23 protein-coding genes and 2 pseudogenes are annotated in these 26389 nt (G+C 46.2%); 14 read left to right on the top strand and 11 right to left on the bottom strand.

The window, feature by feature from the left end; translation table 11 throughout:
* Window position 1 precedes the first annotated feature (1 nt).
* The 5 genes from coaE to ACIQZ3_RS01775 are packed head-to-tail and all read right to left on the bottom strand — an operon-like array spanning window position 2 to window position 4563.
* Entirely contained in the window at window positions 2–688 is a 687-nt protein-coding gene (gene coaE, locus ACIQZ3_RS01795; protein ID WP_397389872.1) for a dephospho-CoA kinase, read from the bottom strand.
* Window positions 643–1143: a prepilin peptidase gene (locus ACIQZ3_RS01790; RefSeq protein WP_397389871.1), complete on the bottom strand. Its 501-nt coding sequence runs from the start codon at window positions 1141–1143 to the stop codon at window positions 643–645. Before ACIQZ3_RS01790 ends, coaE begins: the two co-directional genes overlap by 46 nt.
* Window positions 1143–2147, bottom strand: coding sequence for a type II secretion system F family protein (locus ACIQZ3_RS01785; protein WP_397389870.1), 1005 nt, complete (start codon window positions 2145–2147; stop codon window positions 1143–1145). Before ACIQZ3_RS01785 ends, ACIQZ3_RS01790 begins: the two co-directional genes overlap by 1 nt.
* A 59-nt stretch (window positions 2148–2206) precedes the next feature.
* Window positions 2207–3277: a GspE/PulE family protein gene (locus ACIQZ3_RS01780; protein WP_397389869.1), complete on the bottom strand. Its 1071-nt coding sequence runs from the start codon at window positions 3275–3277 to the stop codon at window positions 2207–2209.
* Complete coding sequence (locus tag ACIQZ3_RS01775; RefSeq protein WP_397389868.1) at window positions 3274–4563, bottom strand: HlyC/CorC family transporter; 1290 nt, start codon at window positions 4561–4563, stop codon at window positions 3274–3276. Before ACIQZ3_RS01775 ends, ACIQZ3_RS01780 begins: the two co-directional genes overlap by 4 nt.
* A gap of 117 nt (window positions 4564–4680) precedes the next feature.
* On the opposite strand from ACIQZ3_RS01775, the gene ACIQZ3_RS01770 reads away from it, so the two are divergent.
* Entirely contained in the window at window positions 4681–5175 is a 495-nt protein-coding gene (locus ACIQZ3_RS01770) for a methylated-DNA--[protein]-cysteine S-methyltransferase (RefSeq protein ID WP_397389867.1), read from the top strand.
* On the opposite strand, the gene ACIQZ3_RS01765 is transcribed toward ACIQZ3_RS01770, so the two are convergent.
* A complete protein-coding gene (locus ACIQZ3_RS01765) occupies window positions 5172–6161 on the bottom strand; it encodes a squalene/phytoene synthase family protein (RefSeq protein WP_397389866.1) in 990 nt (329 codons plus the stop codon). The genes ACIQZ3_RS01770 and ACIQZ3_RS01765 overlap by 4 nt on opposite strands.
* Before the next feature lie 108 nt (window positions 6162–6269).
* On the opposite strand from ACIQZ3_RS01765, the gene ACIQZ3_RS01760 reads away from it, so the two are divergent.
* Both ACIQZ3_RS01760 and ACIQZ3_RS01755 read left to right on the top strand, forming a co-directional pair.
* Window positions 6270–7685: a sodium:solute symporter family protein gene (locus ACIQZ3_RS01760; RefSeq protein WP_397389865.1), complete on the top strand. Its 1416-nt coding sequence runs from the start codon at window positions 6270–6272 to the stop codon at window positions 7683–7685.
* A 114-nt stretch (window positions 7686–7799) separates the two neighbouring features.
* The gene (locus tag ACIQZ3_RS01755) at window positions 7800–8819 is read left to right on the top strand and encodes a 2-dehydropantoate 2-reductase (RefSeq protein ID WP_397389864.1); all 1020 of its coding nucleotides are present in this window, start codon (window positions 7800–7802) and stop codon (window positions 8817–8819) included.
* A 123-nt stretch (window positions 8820–8942) separates the two neighbouring features.
* Here the strand turns inward: ACIQZ3_RS01755 and ACIQZ3_RS01750 are convergent, their stop codons facing one another.
* Window positions 8943–9710: a fumarylacetoacetate hydrolase family protein gene (locus ACIQZ3_RS01750; RefSeq protein WP_397389863.1), complete on the bottom strand. Its 768-nt coding sequence runs from the start codon at window positions 9708–9710 to the stop codon at window positions 8943–8945.
* A 166-nt stretch (window positions 9711–9876) separates the two neighbouring features.
* On the opposite strand from ACIQZ3_RS01750, the gene ACIQZ3_RS01745 reads away from it, so the two are divergent.
* Window positions 9877–10491, top strand: a complete 615-nt coding sequence (locus ACIQZ3_RS01745) for a hypothetical protein (RefSeq protein WP_397389862.1) — start codon at window positions 9877–9879, stop codon at window positions 10489–10491.
* Window positions 10492–10625: 134 nt separating this feature from the next.
* Here the strand turns inward: ACIQZ3_RS01745 and ACIQZ3_RS01740 are convergent, their stop codons facing one another.
* Complete coding sequence (locus ACIQZ3_RS01740; protein WP_397389861.1) at window positions 10626–11630, bottom strand: polyprenyl synthetase family protein; 1005 nt, start codon at window positions 11628–11630, stop codon at window positions 10626–10628.
* Window positions 11631–11705: 75 nt separating this feature from the next.
* Between ACIQZ3_RS01740 and rplU the strand changes: the two genes are divergently transcribed.
* From rplU to proB, 4 genes and pseudogenes are all read left to right on the top strand, one after another.
* Window positions 11706–12017: a 50S ribosomal protein L21 gene (rplU, locus tag ACIQZ3_RS01735; protein WP_041484800.1), complete on the top strand. Its 312-nt coding sequence runs from the start codon at window positions 11706–11708 to the stop codon at window positions 12015–12017.
* Between the two features lie 33 nt (window positions 12018–12050).
* Complete coding sequence (rpmA, locus tag ACIQZ3_RS01730; RefSeq protein ID WP_015420374.1) at window positions 12051–12311, top strand: 50S ribosomal protein L27; 261 nt, start codon at window positions 12051–12053, stop codon at window positions 12309–12311.
* A gap of 87 nt (window positions 12312–12398) precedes the next feature.
* Window positions 12399–13493: a GTPase ObgE gene (gene obgE / locus ACIQZ3_RS01725; protein ID WP_397389860.1), complete on the top strand. Its 1095-nt coding sequence runs from the start codon at window positions 12399–12401 to the stop codon at window positions 13491–13493.
* A 29-nt stretch (window positions 13494–13522) separates the two neighbouring features.
* Window positions 13523–14299: pseudogene (gene proB, locus ACIQZ3_RS01720) on the top strand (glutamate 5-kinase); the annotation flags it as partial.
* Between the two features lie 32 nt (window positions 14300–14331).
* On the opposite strand, the gene ACIQZ3_RS01715 reads toward proB, so the two are convergent.
* The gene (locus ACIQZ3_RS01715; RefSeq protein ID WP_397389859.1) at window positions 14332–14898 is read right to left on the bottom strand and encodes a CNP1-like family protein; all 567 of its coding nucleotides are present in this window, start codon (window positions 14896–14898) and stop codon (window positions 14332–14334) included.
* On the bottom strand, window positions 14898–15494 hold the full coding sequence (locus tag ACIQZ3_RS01710) for an RNA pyrophosphohydrolase (protein ID WP_397389858.1): 597 nt from the start codon (window positions 15492–15494) through the stop codon (window positions 14898–14900). The genes ACIQZ3_RS01715 and ACIQZ3_RS01710 overlap by 1 nt, the downstream gene beginning before the upstream one ends.
* Window positions 15495–15544: 50 nt before the next feature.
* On the opposite strand from ACIQZ3_RS01710, the gene ACIQZ3_RS01705 reads away from it, so the two are divergent.
* Window positions 15545–17287, top strand: coding sequence for a proline--tRNA ligase (locus ACIQZ3_RS01705; protein WP_397389857.1), 1743 nt, complete (start codon window positions 15545–15547; stop codon window positions 17285–17287).
* 19 nt (window positions 17288–17306) lie between these two features.
* Here the strand turns inward: ACIQZ3_RS01705 and ffh are convergent, their stop codons facing one another.
* The gene (ffh, locus tag ACIQZ3_RS01700) at window positions 17307–18689 is read right to left on the bottom strand and encodes a signal recognition particle protein (RefSeq protein WP_397389856.1); all 1383 of its coding nucleotides are present in this window, start codon (window positions 18687–18689) and stop codon (window positions 17307–17309) included.
* A 185-nt stretch (window positions 18690–18874) separates the two neighbouring features.
* Here ffh and ACIQZ3_RS01695 point away from each other — a divergent pair, with 185 nt between their 5' ends.
* The 5 genes and pseudogenes from ACIQZ3_RS01695 to ACIQZ3_RS01675 all read left to right on the top strand — a co-directional run bounded on the left by ACIQZ3_RS01695 (window position 18875) and on the right by ACIQZ3_RS01675 (window position 25619).
* Window positions 18875–19558 (top strand): inner membrane protein YpjD, encoded by a 684-nt coding sequence (locus tag ACIQZ3_RS01695; protein WP_397389855.1) that lies wholly within the window; start codon window positions 18875–18877, stop codon window positions 19556–19558.
* Entirely contained in the window at window positions 19512–20381 is an 870-nt protein-coding gene (gene ampD, locus ACIQZ3_RS01690; protein ID WP_397389854.1) for a 1,6-anhydro-N-acetylmuramyl-L-alanine amidase AmpD, read from the top strand. The genes ACIQZ3_RS01695 and ampD overlap by 47 nt, the downstream gene beginning before the upstream one ends.
* 273 nt (window positions 20382–20654) lie before the next feature.
* Window positions 20655–23621 (top strand): ribonucleoside-diphosphate reductase subunit alpha, encoded by a 2967-nt coding sequence (locus ACIQZ3_RS01685; RefSeq protein WP_397389853.1) that lies wholly within the window; start codon window positions 20655–20657, stop codon window positions 23619–23621.
* 46 nt (window positions 23622–23667) lie between these two features.
* Complete coding sequence (locus ACIQZ3_RS01680; protein WP_397389852.1) at window positions 23668–24852, top strand: ribonucleotide-diphosphate reductase subunit beta; 1185 nt, start codon at window positions 23668–23670, stop codon at window positions 24850–24852.
* A 333-nt stretch (window positions 24853–25185) separates the two neighbouring features.
* Window positions 25186–25619 (top strand): annotated as a pseudogene (locus ACIQZ3_RS01675) (histone).
* The last annotated feature ends 770 nt before the right edge of the window (window positions 25620–26389 follow it).

Genomic DNA, 26389 nt, shown 5'->3' with positions numbered 1-26389 from the left:
TCTATGACGAACTTAATGGTTCTTCTAAAATTTTGAGTAATTTTTCGTGCAGGTTTAGGACCTCTAATTTGAGCTCATCCATGCTGCCCTGATTTTCAATAACAGCGTTAGCGGCTGCTAGACGGGCATCGCGGCTAGTTTGCGCTTTCAGAACATTTTCCACGTCTGAGCGGGTCATATTGTTGCGGTGCATCACCCTTTGGATTTGGGTTTCCTCTGAGCAGTCCACCACTACAAGATAGTCAATTAATTTTACCCAAGAGCCAGATTCAATGAGCAGGGGGACCACAAAAACAAGATAAGGCACGCCAGACTTGGCCAATTCAAATGCTTGCTTGGCGGTTTCTTCTTGAATTAGGGGATGGGTGATTTGCTCCAGAACTTTGCGGGCGTTGGGATCTTCGAAGACTAGGGTCCGCATTTTGGGGCGAATAAGAGCGCCTTGGGGATCAATAAAGTTAGCACCAAATGCCTTTGCAATCAATGGGATGGCTTTTCCACCGGGGCCGGTGATCTGATGAGAGATCAGGTCTGTGTCAATAATCCCAGCTCCAAGCTTATCCAGCAGGTCGCTGACTGCAGTTTTGCCAGATCCAATGCCGCCAGTTAAGCCAATTAAAGGAATTTCTCCCTTTAAGGCTTTTAAACCAGCTTTGGCAGAATCAAGGTTGGAATGAGTTGAGGCCATAACAATTCAATAATGCCAGCAATCACCAAAAAGGGGCCAAAAGGAAAGGCCTGTTGCAGTTGATGGCCTCGCCATTTAAGCCAGATAATTCCACCCGCTATTCCTGTAGCCGAGGCTATCAAGAGAATGCTGGGTAAAGAGCTCCACCCCAACCAGGCGCCCAGCGCTGCCAAGAGCTTGGCATCACCCATGCCAATGCCATTTCGGTTTTGTAGAAGGCGATAGCCGGCATTTAATGCCCACAGTGATACATATCCTAGGAGCGCCCCAAGAAGTGCTGAGCTTGGATCGGCTAAGCGCAGGTCCGAGATCCAATTAAAAGTAATACCGAAAATAATCAAGGGAAATGTAATGGCATTCGGAAGTCGGAGGGTGCGCCAATCAATATAGGCTAAATAAACCAAAGCTAGTATCAGCAGAGATTTAATAATCCAGATACTTGTTTTGGGATCCACTAAACGATTTGTCCTAAATTAAAGATGGGTAGATATAGGATTATGACTAAGCTACCAATAATGGCGCCAACAAAGAGAATTAGTGCGGGCTCCAAATTTTGGCTGAGTGCATTAAGTTGACCGCATAACTGCGAGCCTAGCGTAGTAGCGCGCTTATTTAACATTTCAGCCAATGCACCACTTTCGGCGCCAATATGCAGTAGTAACAATGTTTCCACATCAAGAATTCTTGACTTAGGATCTGCTCGCTTGAGTGATTCACCCAATGGCCAACCACGAGTGAGGTATTTAAATATCTCCGCGCTAAAGTCGTGACTCACCCAGTGATTGGATGATTGCGCAGTTACCCTCAGCGCATCTGGGAGAGGTAAGCCAGTCTCAAGAAGATGGCCTAAAGTTCGACACCAATGACTCAGTGTTGCTAGCCTAAATAGATTGCCAAAAAACGGAATGCGTAACAAGAGGGCATCACAGTATTTTTGGAGTGCGCTAGATTTGAGCCAGGTGTATACAAAGCTTGCGGCTATCACGAGCATGCCAAGTGCTATTTCTAGATAGTAGCTTTGGACACCGGTGGAAATGGAGATGAGGATTCTAGTTGGCGCCGGAAGTTCCGCGTTAAAGTGTCCAAAGACCTCTTTGAATACAGGTACAACCCAAACCATCATTACCAGCACGAGTAGAAAAGAGGTGACTAAAGTGATTGCGGGATAGGTTAGTGATTGCTGCACTTTTCTTCGTAGCTCAATCTGAGCCTCCAGCTGCTGTGAGATTGTCTTCAGCGCTAAGCTGAGGTCACCTGTTCTCTCGCTCACTCTGATGAGGTTAGAAAACTCTGGGGAAAATTTTCCGCCTTGTGCGCTGAGGCAAAAAGAAAAGCTATTGCCCTTTTGAAGCTGATTACGAATATCTTCCAGCCAAATTTTCCAGGATATTGGTGCGGACTGGATTAATAGCTGAATAGCGTTGAGCAAGGGAAGTCCAGCCTGAAGGAGAGCGAGCATCTGTTGTGCAAAATGCAGTTGCTCAGACTTGCTAAGTTTTCTCTTTATAAGCATTTAGGCTAATGCCAAGTGCCAAGCTCAGAATCTAGTGATATCTGATCTATGAAGCCGGACTTCAGTAATTGCATACCCGCTGATTGGATATTTAGTACTTGAGCTGACTCAAACAACTGTTTACCCCCCAAAACTTCATGAACGCCAATGCGACCAAAGTAGCCAGCTCCTTTGCAATGCTCGCAAAGTTTTTTACTTAAAACTGGGTGGCAATATTGACAGCGCTTTCGAATTAACCTTTGAGAGCTGACGCAACGAAGACAGGATTCAATAGACTCTTGATCTATACCTAGGCTTTTAAGTCGACTTAAGGCGCCAATGGCATTGCGTGTGTGAAGGGTGCTTAGTACTAAGTGCCCGGTTTGTGCAGCCTGGATAGCAAGCTGTGCGCTTGCGCAATCGCGTATTTCGCCAATCATGATGACATCCGGATCTTGGCGAAGAAGGGCGCGAATAATGGCTGGAAAGTCCAACCCCGCCTTTGGGTGATAAGCCACTTGATTGATTCCAGGAAGTCGGATTTCAATGGGATCTTCGACTGAACAAATATTGCGTTGCACTTGGTTTAGTGCGCTCAAGCAGCTATACAAGGTCCGTGTCTTGCCGCTGCCAGTCGGTCCCGTTACCAGAATCAAGCCATTAGTTTGGCTAATAGCCTCTTTGATTATTTTTAATTGGTCTGGTAACAGACCAAGCTGATCTAAAGCTAGCTCTTCGAGGCGGCTTGGCAAAATACGGATAACTGCTTTTTCACCATGCAAAGTAGGAAGAATCGATACCCGACAATCAATATTGGGATGGCTAAAGTCATGGCCAATAGCAAGACGCCCATCTTGGGGTAAACGTTTTTCTGCAATATCGAGACGAGCCAATATTTTGATGCGCGTGATTAATCGTTCATGCAGATCAATGGGATATTGGCTTTGTAATGTAAGTCGCCCATCTATCCTTGTGCGTACTATTGTTTCTTGAGATCTTGCCTCAATATGAATATCCGTAGACCGAGTATTTAATGCATTAACAGCGATCTCATGCCAGGTCCGAATAATGTGAGAGTCATGTAACAGCTCGCTCAATCTTGATTTGCTTGAGTGAGAGGTCGGTATAGCTTCACTGTTTTTACGCCATGCTCATCAAACTGAACAATTTCCATAACAACACCAGCAATTCGCATGCTGACATCGTAATCAGGAATTGCTTCGAGCTTTTCTAAAATAAGACCATTCAAGGTGCGCGGACCGTCGAGCGGAAGATCCAACTTCAGCAGGCGATTTAAGTCTCGTAAGGAGGCGGTGCCGCTGGCAAGGTAAGTGCCATCAGCAAGCCAATGAGGATTATTAGAAAGATTCGAGAATGAGGTAGTGAACTCCCCAATTAGTTCCTCAACAATATCTTCAAAGGTCACCAGGCCAAGCACTTCACCATACTCATTCACAACCAGGCTTAAACGTTGTTGGTTATCTTGGAAAAATTGCATCTGCTGTAGAACGGGTGTTCCACTCGGAATGAAATAGGGCTCATTTAATAAGGACCTAAAGTCCTCGTGATGAAGCTCTGCATTACCTAGTAAAGAGAGTGCTTTTTTAACAGACAAAATGCCAATAATGCGCTCAGAGTCGCCATCGCATACTGGCAGCTTGTTGTGGTAACAAGTTTCTAATTGCTCAACCACCTCATGAATGGGTCTTGAGAGATCCAGCACTTCGATTTTGGAACGGGGTGTCATTACATCGTCTACCAAAATATTTTCGAGATTGAAAAGATTGAGCAAGATATTGCGATGATGGGCGGAAACAAATCGGTTGGATTCCAGAACTAAGCTACGCAATTCCTCTTTGCTCATCACTCTGTTATCGGTTGAGGCTTGCAGTCCAGAGACTTTCATTAAGCCCGAAACAAAGCTGTTAATCAACCAAAGTAGCGGCTTGAGAATGAAGGTAAGAGGAAGAATGAACCAGCCAACATTACTGGCAATTTTTTCAGGAAAAGCTGCGCCAATAACCTTCGGGGTGATCTCGCTAAAAATAATGATGAGTAGTGCAACGACTAAAGTGGCAATCGACAGCACCAGCCCGCTATCGCCAAAAATATGTAAGGCAATGCCGGTAACTAGGATCGGTAAGATTGTATTAATGAGGTTGTTAGAAATTAGGAGCACTGAAAGTAGTGAATCAATGCGTTTCAATAGTCTTTCGGCAAGTGCAGCTCCAGCGTTCCCGCCATTAGCCATTGCATGCAGGCGATGGCGATTGGAAGAGAGCATGCTGGTTTCGGCCATGGAAAAGAAGCCGGATAGTGCGAGTAAAAATAGGACTAAAGCGACTTGGATAATAAAGGGCCAATCATCAAAAAAGGTGTCCATCAGCTATGCCTGCAAAGAATAAGGAGCAACCAATATAGCAAAGTGCCATTTCACTAGCTATAGCCATCTCGGAATCCTGTCTGAATTTATCCCTCAATATGTGTCAGAATCTTCTTCATGCCCACTCCAACATCAACTGAGTATTGCGTGATATCCGCCCCTTTTGGGTGCCTAGGCGTGCAAACGGAGTTAGTCGATGGTAGTTTGATGATTTCAAAAATCGATTACCTCCCCTCAGGTGCCGCCTTAATTCCTCCAAGGAATGCATTGGCAAAAGCTTTCTTAAAACAATGCAATCAATACTTTAATGACGCTTTATCGGTATTTGATCTTCCGCTGAAGCCTGCAGGAACCGTCCATCAACAAAAGGTATGGAATGCCACTCAAGGTATTGGGGTAGGGAAGACAAGTACCTATGGTGAGATCGCAAAAATCATTAAAAGTGGCCCGCGTGCAGTTGGTACCGCTTGCGGCGCAAACCCATACCCTTTGGTAACCCCGTGCCATCGGATTATTTCAGCACAAGGTCTTGGGGGTTTTATGAAAGAAGATGCTCCCGGTTTTTATCGCCAGATCAAAATTTGGCTCTTGAAGCATGAGGGTGCGCTTTAAAAATTCTTTGCCGACAGTTTTCTGAGTTGCTTAGATGTTGCGTAAAAGAATGCTTTCATCAGGGATGGATTGCTAGTTGCAATTTTTGTAAAGGCATAGAACACCCAAACGGTATTTCTAGAAAGCTTCACCTCAGATTTATTGCTAAATTCTTTTCTAGCGGCAATTTTTTCAAGCGTCATGACTGCAAGACCAAAAGCAAGAAAGCAGAATCGTCTAATGCCTATTTCATTTTCTGGAATCAGAAGAATGTAGCTCATAGAGTCTTTTAGTTTTTGGTAAGCAATCTTGAGTAGCTCGCTTTGACTCATTGATGCTGGTTTCCAGGAGACCCCGCGTGCATGATCTTCTGGCGAGTCTTTCAGAATATTGGTCATTTGTAGAGTCTGACCAAAGGCGATGGCTAACTCCTCATGCCCTTTAATCTGCTTTGCAAACTGAATGGAGTAGTTGCTAAAGACGCTGGTGAGTAGTTCACCAACTACCCCAGCCACCACATAGCAATACTGCTCAAATTCTGAGAGGTCTTTTAGTCCTGCTTGCGTTTGTCTTCCATGGAAATGGGACATGCCATCGGACATGATTGAAACGCAACGACTAATTGCTGTCTGATCTTTATCGGGGAAGGTATGCAGAATACGAAGAACGGTGGGGGTATGCGCAATTAAATCGAGCTCATCGACATTGGAGTAACCCTTTAGCGCATCTAGGCAGGGACTCACAAAATCCTTTACCGGAATCATGCCTAGAACCGCCTCTAAAAATAGTTTAGATAGATTTTGCTTCTCTGTTGCACTGAGTTCGGCCGCATCTTCGATGGTGTCGACAATTCGACACAGTAAATAGGTATTGCCAACCACGACCTCAATTGCTGGGGGTAGGAGGGGGATGGTGAGTGCAAAAGTACGCGATACCGAACCCAAAATCGCCTTTTGATAGGCTAGATCGCTATTGATGTTCTCTTTTGGATGTATGGTGGAATTCACCCATGAATTATGTCAGACCAGCCCGCCCACATTTGGCTCTTATTGATTAAATGCCATAAGTAACAAGGCCATATAATTTGACCAAATTCCTGAAGGAGAAATTAGGCGATGTTGATTTGGTTTGTCATCATCTATTGGGTGGCATCTGTAGGTATTGGTCTTTGGGCTGCGCTACGGGTCAAAAACACTGCTGACTTTGCCGCAGCAGGCCATAGCCTTCCTTTGCCTATCGTTACCGCTACAGTCTTTGCTACCTGGTTTGGCTCTGAAACCGTTTTAGGCATCCCGGCTACTTTCTTAAAAGAAGGGCTTGGCGGAATCGTATCCGACCCTTTTGGATCTTCCATGTGCCTGATTCTGGTTGGACTCTTTTTTGCTCGCCATCTCTACAACCGCCGGATGCTGACGATTGGCGATTTCTTTAGAGAAAAATATGGTCGTACTGTTGAGGTTTTGGTGACCCTTTGCATTGTGGTTTCCTATTTGGGGTGGGTGGCTGCTCAGATCAAAGCCTTGGGTCTCGTTTTCAACGTCGTGTCTGAAGGCAGCATTTCTCAAACGGGCGGTATGTTAATTGGTGCTGGTAGCGTGTTGATTTACACACTCTTTGGCGGCATGTGGTCTGTAGCTATTACCGATTTCATTCAGATGATCATCATTGTGGTGGGCATGCTTTACATTGGTGGCGAGATGACGGTTCAGACTGGCGGCGTTGGCGTTGTCTTAGAGCATGCCGCCGCCGCTGGACAGTTCTCCAACTTCTGGCCAGATCTGAATCTCGCCTCTATCTTGGGCTTCGTGGCTGCCTTATGCACCATGATGCTGGGCTCTATTCCACAGCAAGATGTATTTCAGCGGATTACTTCATCTAAGAACGTCAACATTGCAGTGCAAGCAGCGTTATTGGGTGGCGTGCTGTATTTCATATTTGCATTTGTTCCGCTATATCTGGCCTATTCAGCGACCATTATTAGCCCCGATTTAGTGAAATGGTATCTTGATACAGACCCGCAAATGATTTTGCCCAAGCTGATTCTCAATCATGCGCCACTGATTGCACAGGTGATGTTCTTTGGTGCTTTGCTATCGGCGATTAAGAGTTGTGCCAGCGCTACTTTGCTCGCCCCTTCAGTCACCTTCGCTGAAAATATTGTGAGAGGCTTCTTTAAGCATCTTTCCGACAGGGACCTATTAAAAGTAATGCGCATCACCGTACTTTGTTTTGCGGTAGTGATTACTTTCTTTGCGATTAACTCCCATTTATCTATCTTTAAGATGGTTGAGAATGCCTACAAAGTGACCTTAGTTGCCGCTTTCGTACCGCTGGCTTTTGGGGTGTATTGGTCAAAAGCCAATTCCCTTGGCGGCTTATTGGCAGTACTAAGTGGGCTTGCCGTTTGGATTGGCTGCGAAACTCTGGCACCCACCTCCATTCTTCCGCCGCAATTGGCTGGGCTTTTAGCCAGTATCGTGGGCATGCTTTTGGGTGGATTGATTCCTAGAGCTCAGTTAAGAGCGAACTGACACCAAGTAGTTCAATAAGCGCCTAAAAACTAAGCATTAATATTTTGTTGCACCGCAAAATATTCTCCTCTAATATGACACTAATACAAAATTTTTTATCTTGATGGAGTTCTTATGAAAATCTGCGTGATCGGTGGAGGGGGCGCTATTGGCGGTTACCTTGCTGTCATGTTGGCGCGAGCTGGCAATGACGTTACGGTAGTTGCTCGTGGTGCCACATTAGCTGCGATTAACGAGCGTGGCCTCGCATTAATTATGGATGACCAGCCTGAGCCTTTAGTGGCACAGGTAAAAGCAGTTGAAAAAATTCGGGATGCGGAAACACCAAATGTGGTGATCTTGGCTGTGAAGGCGCATCAGGTTGAGCCGATCATTGAAGATCTCGCAGCAATCATGGGCCCAGAAACTATTTTGATTCCGATGCAAAACGGAATTCCTTGGTGGTACTTCCAGAAGTTAGGTGGTGACTATCAAGATCACTCCGTTGAAACAGTCGACGCTGGTGGTGTTGCTAAGAAGGCAATTAATCCAAACAACATCATTGGTTGCGTAGTGTATCCAGCAACATTTACTCAAGCTCCCGGTGTGATTCGTCACGTTGAAGGTAATCGTTTCCCATTGGGTGAATTGGATGGTAAGCAGACTGACCGTATTCAGAAGATCTCTGAAATGATGTCGGCTGCTGGATTTAAGTCGCCAATCCTTGAAGATATTCGCTCTGAGATTTGGTTGAAGTTGTGGGGCAACATGACCTTTAATCCAATCAGTTCTTTGACTCACGGAACCTTGGAGGGTATTTGCCAATATCCACTCACTAAAGAGTTAGCTCGCAACATGATGGCTGAAGCGCAAACGATTGCCGAGAAATTGGGCGTGACTTTCCGTGTGGATATTGAGCGTCGTATTGCTGGCGCTGAAAAAGTAGGTAAACACAAAACATCGATGTTGCAAGACTTAGAAGCAGGACGTAGCTTAGAGATTGATGCCCTATTGGGTTCTGTGATTGAGCTTGGCAAGATTACAGAAACACCGACGCCTTGCCTCAACACGGTCTTTGCGTTGACGAAATACCTTGATGAAAATGTTCAGGCCTCCAAAGGAAGTTTGGCTTTGCCATCTGTTTCTGGTTACTAAGAATCTAAAGAAGTATTGAGATTCACTATTTAAAGTAATTAAGCATTAAAAAACCCCCACCACTAATCATGGTGAGGGTTTTTGCTTTTTTGGTCTTAGTTTTAGATCAGAGAGTTAGATTGCTTATTCAAAACGATTATCTAAGCGTCCAACACCCTCAATAATGATGCTGACATTGCTGCCGGGTTTCATTGAGCCAACGCCAACAGAGGTACCGCAAGCGATGATGTCGCCAGCTTGTAGTGGAACATCTTGAGATATCAGGCTGACCAATTTTGCTGGCGGGAAAATCATATCAGTGATGGGATAGTTTTGACGCTCTTGCTCATTCAAAATGGTTTTAATTGTTAACTTGCTTGGATCTATATCAGTAGTAATGTAGGGACCAAAGACGCCAAAGGTATTAAAGCTCTTAGAGCGTGTCCACTGTGCATATCCAGGATCGCGATTCAAAATCTCAATTGCAGTGACATCGTTAATGCAGGTGTAACCAAAAATTGCAGCAGCTGCTTGTGCCTCGTCTACCTCATGGCATGCTTTACCAATAACGATTCCGAGCTCACCTTCATAAACAACTTTTCCAGAGTAGGACTTTGGTGTGCGAATTATTTGATTGGCTGCCAAGAAAGAATTATTGCCCTTCAGAAAATACAAAGGCTCAGCTGGTACCGCATGCTCAAGCTTAGTGACAAGAGCATGAAAGTTATCAACCATGGCAACCATTTTCGAAGGGGTGCATGGGATATCGATCGTGACATCAGATAGCTTTAATGTCTCACCAGTTGCTTGGGGATTATTAAAAAGGTCGCCGGTGTACACGGCAATGTGATTGCCCTGGACTTGCCCCAAACCAGATTTGCCTTGATGTTGAAACCTGAGCCATTGAGCCATAATGAATTCTCCAGATAGTTAATATTTGATAAGCAATATCTTACAGGGATGGATTGATGACCAAGAATTCTGAATTGCTATTTGCACCTGAATTGGATCAGCCAGTTCGCTATATTGAGCGCACTCGTAATTACTATCTTGGATTGGGGTATCAGACGCCGTATGTTTGGTTGCGGTACCTTTTGACATCAACAAAGGTCCTCAAGGACCTGGTGCGCCATACAACGTAGCCGCTAAGTTTTATGACCCCTATAGTCGATCAATTAACGAAGATGCTGACTTGCGTATTGCGCATGTTGGTATTGATAGGCGCAATGCCAACATGCTGGACAGCAATTGCTGGTTTCCATTGGATGCGGCGAAACGGGCCGTTGCAAGTGGGCGTATTCAATCTCTCTCTAAACATTTTTACGGGCTGCCAACTAATCGCAGTCAACGTCATACTCTGGAGATTGATGCGGGGTTGATCCTCAGCAAGATGCGCGCGGATCAGGTTGACCTTGCTGTATTGATCCCGAATTGCCCCATCTGTCACCAAAGCCAAAGTTTGTTAGCGCGTTATTTGGAGGCTGCTGGCATCCCAACAGTCATCATGGGTGCGGCAAAAGATATTGTGGAGTATTGCGGTGCCCCACGTTTACTCTTTAGTGACTTTCCGCTGGGTAATGCCGCAGCGCTTCCTAGCAACATTGAAGCGCAAGACTCCAATTTTGAATTGGCTCTGCGTTTACTTGAAAGTGCGCCAGGTCCTCGAACAACCGTGCAGCCCCCTTTGGTTTGAGCCCCCGATCCTTCTTGGAAGCTAGATTATTCCAATCTTGAACGATTTACTGCTGAGGAAATTGTGCGCTTGCGTGAAGAGGCGGAAAAAGCGCGCATCACTGCGCGCGATATCAGGGTAAAGAGTGTTGGTACTTAGGCCTGTCTAGACAAAGAGTACTTGCACAAGGCATGTAACGCTAAGGTGGCCTCGTTTGCAGGGAAGTCTTTGAGACATTCGAGCGCTAAATCAACTTCTCTTTTCGCGGCAGCTTGGGTGTAATCCAAAGCGCCAGAATTTTGAACTGCGCTCAGAATCTGCTGGAATACATCATCCGGTAAATCTTGATTTTGTTCGATTGCGGCACGAACCAGTAAGCGTTCTTCAGTACTGCCATTTTCAAGCAGGTAAATGAGCGGCAATGTGGGCTTACCCTCCCTTAAATCATCGCCAGCATTTTTCCCCATTTGGGAGGCATCGGCGGTGTAATCGAGAAGATCATCCATTAATTGGAAGGCGGTGCCAATATGGCGCCCAAATGCTGCGGACTGCTCTCTTTGTCTGGCATCAGTGCCGGCCAAAATTGCTCCAAGTTCTGTAGATGCTTCAAATAACTTAGCGGTTTTATAGCGAATCACCCGCAGATAGCTTTCTTCGTCTACTTCGGGGTCGTTCATATTGAGGAGCTGTAAAACCTCTCCCTCGGCAATCGTATTGGTTGCATCGGATAGGATTTCCATTACCCGCAGGTCATTGGGTCCCACCATCATCTGAAAGGCTCTGGAGTAAAGAAAATCGCCTACCAGCACGCTTGCAGCATTACCAAAAGCGGCGTTGGCCGTCTCACGACCCCTTCTCAGTGTCGATTCATCTACAACATCATCATGTAGCAGGGTGGCTGTATGAATAAATTCCACAACGGCCGCCAGTTCTAGGGCATGGGGAGTTTCTTGACCGTTGGCTAAGGCCTTGCTTACCAAGAGCAAAAGAGCTGGTCGAACCCGTTTTCCGCCTGCCTGGATTATGTAAGTGGAGATTTGGTCAATTAAAGCGACTTTTGAGGCTAATCGTAGGCGAATAACTTCATCTAAGGCCTTGAAATCTAAGGCAATTGGGGCCAATATTTGGCTTAATTCATTGATTTTGACAGTGCTCGTCATGCAAGATATAATAATCGGCTTAGCTCATCCAGGGTGGATTAGCTTAAATGTAGATATTAATTGAGGTTTCAAACCATGTACGCGGTCATAAAAACCGGTGGCAAACAGTATAAAGTTGCTGCAGGCGAAAAATTGAAAATAGAACAGATACCAGCGGAAATCGGCAGCGAAATCACTCTTGACCAAGTCTTAGCCGTAGGCGAAGGCGCTTCACTCAAATTGGGTGATCCATTGGTTAATGGTGCAGCTGTGATGGCCACTGTCGTCTCCCAGGGACGTCACGATAAAGTGACAATCTTTAAGATGCGCCGTCGCAAGCATTATCAAAAGCACCAAGGCCATCGTCAGAATTACACAGAAATTCTGATTAACACGATTAAAGCCTAATTTAGGCTAACGGCTAAATAGCAGGAGAAAGATATGGCACAGAAAAAAGGCGGCGGCTCGACACGAAATGGCCGCGACTCAGAATCGAAACGCTTAGGCGTTAAAGTTTTCGGCGGCGAGCAAATCAACGCTGGCAGCATCATCATTCGTCAACGTGGTACACGAGTACATCCGGGTATGAACGTTGGTATTGGTAAAGATCACACTTTGTTTGCCTTAGTTGACGGACAAGTGGAATTTGGCGTCAAGGGTGCTTTGAAGAAGGCCCAGGTTTCAGTTCTCCCGCGTTCATAAGACGCCTGACTGAGACACGTTTGATTCAGATTTATTCCGAATTTAACTCTTAGGAACAGGCCTCGCTAAGCGAGGCCTTTTTTATTCATGAAATTTATAGACGAAGCTCGTATTGAAGTCATAGCTGGCCAAGGTGGCGCCGGGAGTGCCTCCATGCGCCGCGAAAAGTTTATCGAATTCGGTGGTCCTGACGGTGGCGATGGTGGCAAAGGCGGAAGCGTCTGGGCTACTGCTGATCGCAATATCAACACCTTGATTGACTATCGCTACGCTAAAACGCACACTGCAAAAAATGGTGAGCCTGGTCGCGGTGCTGATTGTTATGGTCGCGCAGGCGACGATATTGAGTTGCGTATGCCAGTTGGCACCATTATTTCTGATTATGAAACTGGTGAACCAATTGCTGACTTAACTACCCACGGCGAACGTCTTTGTTTGGCGCAAGGTGGTGTTGGTGGTTGGGGAAATATTCACTTTAAGAGTAGTACGAACCGCGCTCCTCGCCAAAAGACGAATGGTAAAGAAGGCGAGCGTCGTAAGCTCAAGCTCGAATTAAAAGTATTGGCTGACGTTGGTTTGCTGGGTATGCCTAATGCCGGTAAATCGACTTTGATTACCGCGGTATCTAACGCGCGTCCAAAGATTGCAGATTATCCGTTTACAACCTTGCACCCAAATTTAGGTGTGGTGCGTGTAGGTGCTGAGCGTAGCTTTGTGATTGCCGATATTCCAGGATTGATTGAAGGTGCTGCAGAAGGTGCTGGACTAGGTCATCGTTTCTTAAGGCACTTGCAGCGTACCGGTGTGCTGTTGCATTTAGTTGACATCGCTCCATTTGATGACAATATTGATCCGGTAGCAGATGCTGTTGCTATTGTGAATGAGTTACGTAAGTACGATGAAGCTCTGGTTGAAAAGCCACGTTGGTTGGTGTTGAACAAAGTCGACATGATTCCCGAGGAAGATCGCAAGAAAGTAGTTGCGGACTTTATTAAACGGTTTAAGTGGAAGGGTCCTGTTTTTGAGATTTCCGCTTTAACAGGTTTGGGTTGCGATAAGCTGTGCTACTCATTGCAGGATTATTTAGACTCTATTCGTAAAGATAGGGATGATGAAGATGAGCGTGCTGCTGATCCACGTTATCAAGAGCAAGCTCAGCCAGAAGATAAAACTCCAGATTAAGCAGCAGTCATTTGAGATCCGCATTTGATATGAATACTCAGAAAGCTAAAAGAATCGTAGTGAAGGTGGGTTCAAGTCTAGTCACCAATAATGGCGAAGGCTTGGATCGTGCTGCAATCGGCATGTGGGCAGAGCAAATGGCTGCCTTGTTAGCTGCTGGCCATGAGGTATTGATGGTGAGTTCTGGTGCGATTGCTGAGGGCATGCAACGTCTTGGGTGGAGTAAGCGTCCTACAGAAATTCATCAACTGCAAGCTGCAGCTGCAGTTGGCCAGATGGGATTAGTGCAGGTTTATGAAAGTTGTTTTGCGCGCTTTAATTTACGCAGCGCCCAAGTGCTATTAACTAATGCAGACTTAGCGCATGCTGAGCGTAATGCTAACGCCAAGGCAACTTTAGATACGTTGCTAAAGCTCGGTGTTGTTCCAATCATCAATGAAAACGATACCGTAGTTACTGATGAAATTAAATTTGGCGATAACGACAGCTTGGCCGCTTTAGTAACGAATCTAATCCATGCAGATTTATTAGTAATTCTGACTGATCAAGGTGGATTGTTTACTGCCGATCCGCGTCAAGATACTTCCGCCACTCTTTTGAGTGATGCGATTGCTGGCGATCCCGCTTTGGAAAAAATGGCTGGCGGTGCCGCTAGTGAACTCAGTAAGGGCGGCATGCTGACTAAAGTCTTGGCTGCTAAAGTTGCTGCGCAAACGGGTGCTGCGACTGTCATTGCCTCTGGGTGCGAGCCTCAGGTTCTCACTCGCTTGATGGGTGGCGAGAAAATTGGTACTTGCCTGACCGCTGCTTAAGCGTCAAAACTTAATCAATACTTACTCTAGTTAACTACGCCAAATGAATTAGTTGGTTTTGTCTGCCCAGTAAATCCATTTGGATTGAGCGAATTAATAACGGTCTTAATATTCTTTTCTTGAGAGCTAAAGTTACAAAAAGCACCTTGAGCTAAAGCGGCTTGATAGCGATTGGGTACATTGCTTTGGATGGCGCGCCAAGTAGACAATGGATTTTCTTGCCATGCACCATTTTCAAAAGTGCCATAGAGGCGCCATTGGAAAGAGTCGCAGCGGATACCTTCGTACTGAACCTGGCTGTTGCCATTTGGGCTAGTCAGAATCACGGTATATCTCGTGATGCCATCGTTGCCAATCAAAATCGAGTCTGTATCTACCGCAAACTTAAAGATAGTGTGTTGGGATACGTAAAAAGGCTGAATAGTTGCTTTATTAGGAGGATTTAACGGCATTGCTGTCGCTCCCTCTTTGAAAACCATTGGTGCAAAAGGATCAACTCCACTTTCTAAAGAGTCGCCGGCGCATCCTGCTAAGGCCAAGCCCAAAGCCAGGGCGAGGATGGAAAGTCGAAGACTGCAAATAGAGAGTTTCATCATGGCTTATTAGTAGGCTTTGCTTCTTTGGTCTCATCTTCCTCGCTCCCATAAAGGGATTGAAATAGATCGAGCGGAGATCCCCAGGCAAGTTGTTGTATACCCATGCCGCGGGACAGGTAGCGTGCAAGTTCGGAAAGAGCTAATTGATAGACTTCGCGCTTGAAATCAATAACGGAGTCTAGTTGAATCCAAAAAGAAACCCAGCGCCAGGCGTCAAATTCTGGATGTTCAGTGGCACGTAAGTGAATATCGCTATCTAGACCCACCAAACGCAGTAAAAACCAGATTTGCTTTTGACCGCGATAACTTGCGCGATGATTTTTGGAGGTATGTTGGCGACGCAAGAACTCCTCAGGGACGTCGTAACGAAGCCAGTCCCTGGTTCGTCCAATAATTTGGACATGTTCCGGTAGCAAGCCAACTTCCTCATGCAATTCGCGGTACATGGCCTGCTCTGGGCTCTCACCATGCTGAATCCCGCCCTGCGGGAACTGCCACGAATGCTGCCCAACGCGTTTTCCCCAGAAAACCTCGTTATGGCTGTTGAGGAGGACTATGCCGACATTGGGTCGATACCCTTCACGGTCAAGCATGAGATCGTGCCTCAAATCCTTTAAAATCAATGATTTGATTATATCCATACATGAAAGCTTCACAGTCATTTCTCGCCACGCTAAAAGAAGCCCCCTCCGACGCTGAGGTGGTTTCGCACAAACTTATGGTGCGTGCCGGTTTAATTCGCAAGCTCAGTGCTGGCATCTACAACTATTTACCTTTGGGATTGAAGTCCATTCGTAAGGTGGAAAACATCATCCGCGAAGAAATGAATCGCGCTGGCGCCATTGAGTTGCTCATGCCAATGATTCAACCGGCGGAGTTATGGCAAGAGACCGGTCGCTGGGAAAAGATGGGGCCAGAGTTACTCAGAATTAAAGATCGCCATGACCGTGACTTTTTAATTCAGCCGACCTCTGAAGAAGTGGTGACCGATTTAGCGCGTAACGAAATCAAGAGTTACAAACAGCTCCCAGTGAATTTCTATCAAATTCAGACGAAGTTCCGAGATGAGCGTCGTCCACGTTTTGGAATTATGCGTGGGCGCGAGTTCAGCATGAAAGATGCTTATTCATTTGATCGCGATACCGAAGGATTAAGGAAGTCTTACCAAATTATGTTCGATGCGTACACCCGAATTTTCAAACGTATGGGTTTGAAGTTCCGCGCAGTAGCGGCAGATAACGGCGCTATTGGTGGATCAGGTAGTCAAGAGTTTCATGTGATTGCTGATACCGGTGAAGACGCAATTGTGTATTGCCCGAACTCGGATTACGCTGCCAATCTAGAGGCTGCTGAATCAGTCTCATTAATTGGCGCACGTGTTGCTGCAACTCAAGCAATGACAAAGGTCGCAACACCAGATCAAGCAAACTGTGCTGACGTGGCAAAGTTTTTCAACTTATCACTAGAGCAGACTGTGAAGTCATTACTGTTCGCTGCCGATCAAGAGGATGGTCCTGCTAAATTATTTATGGTGCTGGTTCGTGGTGACCATGAGCTCAATGAAATTAAGGCAAGCAAGATTCCTGGTATGACGGAATCCCGCTTTGCAAGTGAGTCTGAGATCAAACAGGCCTGTAATGCACCAGCGGGCTACTTGGGCCCTGTCGGAGTTAGTGCTGATGTAACCATAGTTGCAGATCGTACAGTTGCCAATATGGCTGACTTTGTATGCGGTGCTAATGATGCTGGCCATCACTTAACTGGTGTGAACTGGGGCCGCGATTTGCCAGAGCCTTTAGTAATGGATTTGCGTAATGCTGTAATCGGTGATCCCTCTCCTGATGGTAAAGGTGTCGTCGATATCTGTCGTGGTATTGAGGTGGGCCATGTATTTCAATTAGGTACGCGTTACTCCGAAGCAATGGGCTGCACTTACTTAGATCAACAGGGCAAAGCGCAACCGATGGTAATGGGTTGCTATGGTATTGGCGTGACGCGTTTGCTAGGTGCTGCAATTGAGCAGGGTAATGATGAGCGCGGAATTATTTGGCCGATTTCAATGGCGCCATTTGAGGTGGTGATCTGTCCAATGGGCTACGACAAATCAGGGACAGTAAAAGCTGCTGCTGATCAATTGCATGATGAATTACAGGCTGCTGGAGTGGATGTGGTGCTCGATGATCGTGGAGAAAGGCCGGGTGCGATGTTTGCTGACTGGGAATTAATTGGCGTTCCATTTCGCGTGGTGATTGGCGATCGTGGTCTCGCAGATGCGCAAGTGGAATTTAAAGGCCGTACTGATGCTGAATCAGAAAATATTCCGTTGGCAGAGATTAAAGCAAAGGTGATTGCTGCGGTTGATGCTGCTAAGAAACTCGTTTCTTAAACCAATCCTTTTTTAACTATTATTTTTTAAAGAGGCCGCCAATACCTTTGGCGGCTCCCTTGGCGGCCATGGATGCCATGGTGCGCGCCATCTTGCCGCCCTTGAACTGTTTCATCATGGTTTGCATTTGTTCAAACTGCGCCAATAGGCGATTCACTTCCTGAACCTCGACGCCTGCACCAGCAGCAATGCGACGTTTGCGAGTGGCCTTCAGTAATTCAGGTTTCGCACGCTCCTTTGGCGTCATGCTGTCGATGATGCCGCGCATACGCCGGGTTTGTTTATCAGCAGCACTTAAATTGGTTTTGGAGGCTGCTTGTGCCATGTGGTTCGGTAACTTATCCATCAAGCTGGCCATGCCGCCCATCTGTTGCATCTGCGCCAGTTGATCGCGGAAGTCACCTAGATCAAACCCACCTTTAGAAATCTTGCTAGCTAATTTTTCTGCTTTAGCGGCATCGACGTTTTGCTGCGCTTGTTCGACCAAGGCAAGAATATCGCCCATACCCAAAATACGGTTTGCCATGCGGTCGGCATCGAATGCTTCGAGGCCATCCATCTTTTCGGCAACACCAATAAATTTGAGTGGTACACCGGTAACTTGACGCACGGAGAGTGCGGCACCGCCGCGTGAATCACCATCCAGCTTGGTGAGGATTACACCGGTCAGTGGAAGTGCTTCATGGAAAGCTTTGGCTGTATTGACGGCATCTTGACCCAGCATGGCATCAACTACAAACAAAGTTTCAATTGGATTGAGATTAGCGTGCAAGGTTTTGATTTCTTGCATAAGCGCTTCATCAATACCGAGACGACCTGCTGTATCCACTAAGAGCACATCAAAATAATGACGACGCGCCCAATCTAAGGCGGCAGCGGCAATTTCACTGGGTTTTTGATTAATATTGCTTGGGAAGAATTCAGCACCTACTTGTTTGCTGACGGTTTCTAGCTGCTCGATAGCCGCAGGACGATAGACGTCACAAGAAACGGTGAGGACTTTCTTTTTCTTCTTCTCTTGCAAAAACTTGGCCAACTTACCAACTGAAGTGGTTTTACCTGCACCCTGCAAGCCAGCCATCAGAATTACCGCTGGTGGTTGGGTAGCTAGGTTGAGTTCACCACTTTGGGAGGTATCGCCACGCATGACTTGAGTAAGCTCACGCTGTACAACGCCTACTAGCGCTTGGCCGGGGCTGAGGCTACCAACCACTTCTTCGCCAAGGGCTTTAAATTTAATTTGTTCTAGTAAAGATTTAACGACAGGAAGCGCAACGTCAGCCTCCAGTAAGGCCAGACGGATCTCCCGCAGCATTTCTGCGGTGTTTGCTTCAGTGAGGCGAGCTTGCCCCCGCATTGTTTTAACAACACGAGATAGGCGGTCGGTGAGATTCTCTAGCATTTATCGATTAGACTTTCCAGATGGATATTTTAGGTTACTCAGGCTCGGGATGGCTCCCATCCGCACTTTATTTGTTTCTTTTGGTCTTTTTAAGTTCACGGCCGAAGGGAAAAATCGAATCCCCGGCTTTTGCAGGCCTGGTTCAGGCATTGATCCTGTTGATTTTGCTGGTACATGGAATTCAGTTGCACGACTCAGTCTTTACGCCAGAGGGATTCGTTTTTGGTTTTGCCCAGGATCTGTCGCTGATCGCTTGGGTTGGCCTCGCTTTTTATTGGTTTCAGTCTTGGTTTTTACCAATCTCCAGCTTGCGCTGGTTGGTTTTGTGTTTTGCGCTGATCTGTTCCGCATTGCCCGCCATTTTCTCTGGCACCCTGATTTCTCCAAAAGCTGTCTCTGATCCTTGGTTTAAGGGGCACTTTATTGTTGCCACTATTTCAGTTGGACTGTTGAGCTTGGCTGCGATGCATGCCATGTTGATGAGTATTCAGGATCGAGCGCTGCATCGTCAGCTGGCCATCATCCCTAATAGTCGGATAGCGCATTGGCTAGAGGATTTGCCACCCTTAATGACAATGGAAAGCTTACTTTTTAATCTGCTCTATGTGGGTGTTGCACTTCTGACCTTGACTGTATTTTCCGGATTGCTCTTTTCGCAAACATTGTTTGGTAAGCCACTTGTTTTTGATCACAAGACCATCTTTGCGTTGATCTCCTGGATCTTATTTTCTGGCCTCCTAATAGCGCGTTGGAGCGTCGGCTTGCGTGGGCGCGTAGCTGTTCGTTGGGTCTTGAGTGCATATACTGCCTTGCTCCTAGCCTATGTTGGCAGTAGATTTGTTTTGGAAGTCATTCTTCAGAGAGCATGACGTTTTGATTAAATGGCTTCTCCTCTTTGCTGGAGCGGGTGTTTTGTACCTTTGGATAAAAGGGAAAAAACAGGCAAAGCTCAATACGGAGCAGGCTGCCAAGATCAAGGCTGAACACAGCAGGGTTGCTGAGCCTGAAGTGATTGTCCAGTGCCAACAGTGTTCGGTTCACATTCCAAAATCTGAGGCAATCAAACAAGAGGATCGCTTTTACTGTTCTCAAGAGCACCTGAATAGTTTGGATGCTCAGGGTTGGATAGGTTCTGCAGCTTGGCGAGGCTCACCCAATCAAGATCTTCGACCAGAAGGTATTGCAGCACCGGATTTGGTGGTGATTCATCACATCAGCTTGCCACCTGGCGGTTTTGTAGATCGCAGTTCCACCCAATTTATTGTGGATTTTTTTCAAAACAAGCTGGATTCATTGCTGCATCCCTATTTTGAAGAAATCGCTGATCAAAAGGTATCCAGCCATTTCTTGATTTCACGTAAGGGTGAGGTTTTTCAATTTGTCTCCACCCAAAACAAAGCCTGGCATGCTGGTGTTTCATCCTTCATGGGTCGCGAAAAGTGCAATGATTTCTCGATCGGCATTGAGTTAGAGGGTGATAGTGACCATCCTTTTGAGGATATTCAGTATTCGGCTCTTGCCAAATTAACTTCCCAATTAAGCGCTGTTTACCCCAATCTTCAATTTGCTGGGCACAGCGATATTGCCCCTGGCAGAAAAACAGATCCCGGAATTCAATTTAATTGGCAAAAGTTCCAAACTAAAAGCAACACTCCGGCCAAAAAACTACCCTTTGGTTCAAACCCCCGCTAGGGCTCCAAAGTAGTATGTGAGCATACGCTCACTTTCTTGCCCTTTGCCTAAAAAGGGCGGCAAATTTCGCACCAAAATAGCTCCTAAATTATTGGAATACCTAGGAAAAATACTTATAAATATTCGTCAGAAATATCTTACCAAATTCAGAATATTTCCCTATACTTAGTACAAAATGCGCTTCGAGACACTAGATGTAGTGTTTGAATACAGCAATACCCCATTGTTTTTTAACGATTTTTGCCAAAATAACTATATATAAGCAGGAGAAATATGACATATGCCAACCCCCAGGCAGCAGGACAGACTGCCGGCACAAATAACCCAGGAATGACCCCCTCTGAAGCCATGAACCAAGCCCCATCTGCTGGCTTTGTAGCTGGTGGAGTAGGTGGTGGTCAGGCTACCCAGTTATCTGACTACAAAATCATTCGCCGAAATGGATCGGTAGTGGCATTTGAGCCATCCAAAATTGCCATTGCAGTGACAAAAGCATTTTTAGCGGTTAACGGTGGTCAGGGCGCAGCTTCTGCAAGCGTTCGCGAACAAGTAGAGCAATTGACTCACGCAGTAGTACGTGCCTTGTTGCGTAGCCGCCCAAATGGTGGCACTTTCCATATTGAAGATATTCAAGACCAGGTTGAGTTGGCATTGATGCGTAGCGGTGAGCACAACGTTGCTCGTGCCTACGTTCTTTATCGTGAAAAACGTAATCAAGAGCGCGCAACGCAACAAGGTATTACTCAAGAAACTCAAGCCGCAATTCAAGCTGGTGAGTCTGGCATCAAGGTAACTGACAACGGTGTAGAGAAGTGGTTGGATATGGTTGCCTTGCGCACCATTATTGAGGCGGCATGTGAAGGTCTCGGCAACAACATTGATGCAACTCCGATCATCACAGAAACCATCAAGAATTTGTATGATGGCGTGCCGATGGCCCAAGTGTATGACTCTGCAATTTTGGCATCACGCACATTGATTGAAAAAGATCCTGCGTACAGTCAAGTAACAGCACGCATCTTGATGCACGTGATTCGTAAAGAAATTCTGGGTCGCGAAGTATTGCAGGGGGATATGCAAGCTGAGTACAGCACTTACTTCGCTACGTACATTAACGAGGGTATTTCTGCTGAGTTGTTAGATCCACGTATGCGTGAGTTTGACCTGCCAAGATTGGCTGCAGCATTGAATGCTAGCCGTGACTTGCAGTTCAACTACCTCGGTTTGCAAACTTTGTATGACCGCTATTTCTTGCATATTGAAGATCGCCGCATTGAAATGCCACAGGCTTTCTTTATGCGCGTTGCAATGGGCTTATCTTTGAATGAGTTGGATCGCGAGCGTCGTGCGATTGAGTTCTATGAAATTCTGTCTACATTTGATTTCATGTCCAGCACACCAACCTTGTTTAACTCAGCAACAACACGTCCACAGTTATCAAGCTGCTACTTAACAACGGTGGATGATGACCTTGACGGCATCTACGAAGCGTTAAAAGAGAATGCACTCTTGTCTAAGTTTGCCGGTGGTTTAGGTAACGACTGGACTAACGTTCGTGCTTTGGGAAGTCATATCAAAGGTACTAACGGTAAGTCACAGGGTGTTGTACCTTTCTTAAAAGTAGTGAACGATACAGCTGTTGCCGTAAACCAAGGCGGTAAGCGTAAAGGTGCAGTTTGTGCGTACCTAGAGACATGGCATTTGGATATTGAAGAGTTCCTCGAACTGCGTAAAAACACGGGTGATGATCGTCGCCGTACGCACGACATGAATACTTCTAACTGGATTCCAGATTTGTTTATGAAGCGTGTGATGGAAGGTGGTGAGTGGACATTATTCTCACCTTCAAATACGCCTGACTTGCATGACAAATTCGGAAAGGCTTTTGAAGAGGCATATGTTGCCTATGAGAAAAAAGCAGATGCTGGTGAATTAAAACCATTCCGTCGCATTCCTGCGCAACAATTGTGGCGCAAGATGTTGGGTATGTTGTTTGAAACTGGCCATCCATGGATCACATTTAAAGATCCTTGCAACATTCGTAGCCCACAACAGCACATCGGTGTAGTTCACTCTTCTAACTTGTGTACTGAGATTACTCTGAACACAAATGAAAGTGAAATCGCAGTATGTAACTTAGGTTCCGTGAACTTGACAGCGCATATGACTACAGATGCATCTGGCAAGATGATTTTGGATCACGAGAAGCTCCAGAAAACCATTCGCACTGCAATGCGTATGCTGGACAACGTGATTGATATCAACTACTACGCTGTTGCTAAAGCGCGTAACTCCAACTTGAAGCATCGTCCAGTCGGTATGGGCATCATGGGCTTCCAAGATTGCTTGCATATGCAACGTATCCCTTACGCTAGCGATGAGGCAGTGAAGTTTGCAGATTCATCTATGGAAGCAGTGTGCTACTACGCTTATCAAGCGTCTAATGAGCTGGCTGAAGAGCGCGGCGTTTACAGTACATACAAAGGTTCATTGTGGGATCGCGGCATTCTTCCACAAGACTCAGTAGCCTTGTTGGCAGCAGAGCGCGGTGGTTACCTTGAGGTAGATAGCTCTTCCACAATGAATTGGGATGGTTTGCGTGCCCGCATCAAGCAGAACGGTATGCGCAACTCCAACTGTGTGGCGATTGCACCGACTGCAACGATTTCTAATATTATTGGTGTATCAGCCTGTATCGAGCCGACATTCCAGAACTTGTTCGTGAAATCTAACCTTTCAGGTGAGTTCACTGTAGTAAACGAGTACTTGGTACGTGATTTGAAGGATCGTGGCCTCTGGGATGAAGTCATGATTGCGGACTTAAAGTACTTTGACGGTACTCTGTCCAAAATTGATCGTGTTCCACAGGATTTACGCGATTTGTACGCTACTGCATTTGAAGTGGAGCCAAGCTGGTTAGTTGAGGCTGCTTCACGTCGTCAGAAGTGGATTGACCAAGCGCAGTCACTCAATATCTACATGGGTGGTGCATCTGGTAAGAAATTGGACGACACATACAAGTTGGCTTGGTTACGCGGTCTGAAAACTACGTACTACCTCCGCACAATGGCTGCAACGCACGTTGAGAAATCAACTGTTGCCAGCGGACAGCTGAATTCTGTATCCAGTGGCGGTGGTGTGAATGGTACGGATGCTGCAGCAGCGCAAGAATTAGACGGCCCTGCTTGCACAATGCGCCCTGGTGATGCTGGATTTGAAGAATGTGAAGCTTGTCAGTAAGAATTTGATTGCTGATTTATAAAAGAAAAGAATTTAGGAGATTGTTATGTTGAATTGGGAAGAAGAAGTTGCGCCGGCACTAGCGAAAGCGGGTCTCGCGCAGCAACCAGTTGTGGCAGAGCCACAGCGCCCACGAGCAGATGAGGTCGCAATTGCCCCTCAAGTTACGGCACCTGCAGCAACTGCGAGTGCGGCTTTATCTGGTGGCGCAGCTTTGCGCGTCAACGCTGCTGATAAGCGTGTAATTAATGCTAAGACTGACGTGAATCAGTTGGTCCCATTTAAATATAAGTGGGCTTGGGAGAAGTATTTAGCTGGTTGTGCAAACCATTGGATGCCACAAGAGATCAATATGAATCGCGATATCGCGCTTTGGAAAGATCCAAATGGCTTAACTGAAGATGAGCGCCGCATCATTAAGCGTAATCTGGGTTTCTTCACAACTGCGGATTCTTTGGCGGCTAACAACATCGTTTTAGGTACTTATCGCCACATTACTGCTCCAGAATGCCGTCAATATCTATTGCGCCAGGCGTTTGAAGAGGCAATTCATACTCATGCCTATCAATATATTGTCGAATCTTTGGGCTTAGACCAGAGCGAAATCTTTAACGCGTACAACGAAATTGAGTCTATTCGCGCCAAAGATCAGTTCTTAATTCCCTTTATTGATGTTTTAACTGACCCTAATTTCAAAACTGGAACATTAGAAACTGATCAAATGTTGCTCCGTTCACTCATCGTTTTCGCTTGCGTGATGGAAGGTTTGTTCTTTTATGTTGGTTTTACGCAAATACTTGCAATGGGTCGTCAAAACAAAATGACGGGTGCTGCTGAGCAGTATCAATACATCCTGCGCGATGAGTCTATGCACTGCAATTTTGGTATTGATTTAATTAATCAAATTAAGCTGGAGAACCCGCAGTTATGGACTTCTGCGTTCAAAGATGAGATCAAAGCGATCTTCGAAAAAGCAGTGGAATTAGAGTACCGTTATGCAGAGGATACGATGCCTCGTGGAGTGCTCGGATTGAACGCGCCGATGTTCAAGGGGTACCTAAGATACATCTGTAATCGCAGATGTTTGCAAATAGGACTTGACGCGATGTTCCCAAATGAAGAGAATCCATTCCCATGGATGTCAGAAATGATTGATCTGAAAAAAGAGAGAAACTTTTTTGAGACACGCGTTATTGAGTATCAAACTGGCGGTGCGCTAAGTTGGGAATAAGTAGTTAGGTAAAAGCGCATGGCCGGCTAAATAGGAGATTAGACGGTTGGATAGTTTTAAAAGTCAGCAAAACCAGACTCAAATCCGAAAACCCTTGTCCAAGGGTGTCTGGGCTACTCTCTCTATTTTTTCCAGCAAATTTAAGAAGCCGTTGTCCTTTGGGGCCACGGCTTTTTTCCAGGATTCATTAGCGTGCAGCACTTAGTATCAAGCCGCGCGCCGATGAATGGCTCGCTCGTCGGCTCCAAATGGTTGCAAAACCAGGTGGAAATGAATAGGTCGGGTCTTCTTAATCGGTAGTTTGTATTAATCCTCACGTGAAGGAGCATTACTATGGCAATCGCCAAGAAAAAAGTTGCTGCAAAGAAACCGGCTGCAAAGAAAAAAGTAGCCGCTAAGAAGCCTGCTGCTAAAAAAGTAGCCGCTAAGAAGCCTGCTGCTAAGAAAGTAGCTAAAAAAGTAGCCGCTAAGAAGCCTGCTGCTAAGAAAGTAGCTAAAAAAGCTGTTGCTAAGAAGCCTGCTGCTAAGAAAGTAGCTAAAAAAGCTGTTGCTAAGAAGCCTGCTGCTAAAAAAGTAGCTAAAAAAGCTGTTGCTAAGAAGCCTGCTGCTAAAAAAGTAGCTCGTAAAGTAGCAAAAAAAAAGTAAGTAAACCTGCTGCGAAGAAAGCGGGCAAGGCTGTAAAAAAGCCCGTGGCTAAAAAAGTTGCTGCTTCAACAACGTTGAATCCTGCTGCTGCTTGGCCCTTCCCAACTGGCACACGCCCATAAGCCCTGCTTTTAGACGTGTGAAGTTCAAAGGGATCTCTCACGAGATCCCTTTTTTATTGGTGCGCCCGGCAGGGCGCACTTACTTGGAGGTAAAAGTCCTCTACACACCCGGTAAGGGGAAGTGTTAGCTAATGGCAAGGGCTTTGTGGGCGACTGCAAGTCTGAAGGAAGCCAAAGGCAAAGCGCTGGTCTGACGTACAGCAAGCGGATGTGAGGCGTTGTATTGGGATGAGGCGTCCTAAATCATCAAAGTCCAATACTTACACGGAAACGATATGACGTAGATCCGACAGACATCAGTGAAGGTGGGTGCGTAATACCCGGGGAGATCTGGCATGGTGCCCGCAAGGGCTACAGACATCGAGAGGTGTCTGGATGCTATGCCAGAAGTCAGCAAAAGCTCTTGCAAGAAAGACCAGCGGCGAAGAAACCGGACGGTATCCGGGGATGGCGCTTGCTGGTGCGGAAATAGATGCAGCGACAGTCGGGCAAACGAAATCGGAGAACCACGCGCTTATTGAGCGTGTGGTGGCACGCAGCAACATGCAAAGAGCGTATCAACAGGTTATGAGAAACCACGGCGCACCAGGAGTTGATGGCATGCGTACGGAAGATCTCAAGCCCTGGTTGATCGCACACTGGCGCAGTGTGAAGCAAGCCTTACTGGATCTTAGGGGATAGCGTAATGCGCAATCAACAGACCAAAATCCGTATTGCCCCCGAAAGCCTCAAACGTCTTAAAAGCAAAGTGAAAGTGCTTTGCCGTCAAG

The organism is Polynucleobacter sp., from assembly GCF_044342855.1.
Lineage (GTDB): Bacteria > Pseudomonadota > Gammaproteobacteria > Burkholderiales > Burkholderiaceae > Polynucleobacter.
This window is presented reverse-complemented; position numbering and strand designations above follow the sequence as displayed.

Excerpts from the sequence above, each read along its gene's own strand:
- coaE (WP_397389872.1), bottom strand. The coding sequence starts at position 688 with ATGGCCTCAACTCATTCCAACCTTGATTCTGCCAAAGCTGGTTTAAAA.
- ACIQZ3_RS01785 (WP_397389870.1), bottom strand. The coding sequence starts at position 2,147 with ATGCTCGCTCTCCTTCAGGCTGGACTTCCCTTGCTCAACGCTATTCAG.
- ACIQZ3_RS01775 (WP_397389868.1), bottom strand. The coding sequence starts at position 4,563 with ATGGACACCTTTTTTGATGATTGGCCCTTTATTATCCAAGTCGCTTTA.
- ACIQZ3_RS01770 (WP_397389867.1), top strand. The coding sequence starts at position 4,681 with ATGCCCACTCCAACATCAACTGAGTATTGCGTGATATCCGCCCCTTTT.
- ACIQZ3_RS01760 (WP_397389865.1), top strand. The coding sequence starts at position 6,270 with ATGTTGATTTGGTTTGTCATCATCTATTGGGTGGCATCTGTAGGTATT.
- ACIQZ3_RS01755 (WP_397389864.1), top strand. The coding sequence starts at position 7,800 with ATGAAAATCTGCGTGATCGGTGGAGGGGGCGCTATTGGCGGTTACCTT.
- ACIQZ3_RS01750 (WP_397389863.1), bottom strand. The coding sequence starts at position 9,710 with ATGGCTCAATGGCTCAGGTTTCAACATCAAGGCAAATCTGGTTTGGGG.
- ACIQZ3_RS01740 (WP_397389861.1), bottom strand. The coding sequence starts at position 11,630 with ATGACGAGCACTGTCAAAATCAATGAATTAAGCCAAATATTGGCCCCA.
- rplU (WP_041484800.1), top strand. The coding sequence starts at position 11,706 with ATGTACGCGGTCATAAAAACCGGTGGCAAACAGTATAAAGTTGCTGCA.
- rpmA (WP_015420374.1), top strand. The coding sequence starts at position 12,051 with ATGGCACAGAAAAAAGGCGGCGGCTCGACACGAAATGGCCGCGACTCA.
- obgE (WP_397389860.1), top strand. The coding sequence starts at position 12,399 with ATGAAATTTATAGACGAAGCTCGTATTGAAGTCATAGCTGGCCAAGGT.
- ACIQZ3_RS01715 (WP_397389859.1), bottom strand. The coding sequence starts at position 14,898 with ATGAAACTCTCTATTTGCAGTCTTCGACTTTCCATCCTCGCCCTGGCT.
- ACIQZ3_RS01710 (WP_397389858.1), bottom strand. The coding sequence starts at position 15,494 with ATGCTTGACCGTGAAGGGTATCGACCCAATGTCGGCATAGTCCTCCTC.
- ACIQZ3_RS01705 (WP_397389857.1), top strand. The coding sequence starts at position 15,545 with ATGAAAGCTTCACAGTCATTTCTCGCCACGCTAAAAGAAGCCCCCTCC.
- ffh (WP_397389856.1), bottom strand. The coding sequence starts at position 18,689 with ATGCTAGAGAATCTCACCGACCGCCTATCTCGTGTTGTTAAAACAATG.
- ampD (WP_397389854.1), top strand. The coding sequence starts at position 19,512 with ATGTTGGCAGTAGATTTGTTTTGGAAGTCATTCTTCAGAGAGCATGAC.
- ACIQZ3_RS01685 (WP_397389853.1), top strand. The coding sequence starts at position 20,655 with ATGACATATGCCAACCCCCAGGCAGCAGGACAGACTGCCGGCACAAAT.
- ACIQZ3_RS01680 (WP_397389852.1), top strand. The coding sequence starts at position 23,668 with ATGTTGAATTGGGAAGAAGAAGTTGCGCCGGCACTAGCGAAAGCGGGT.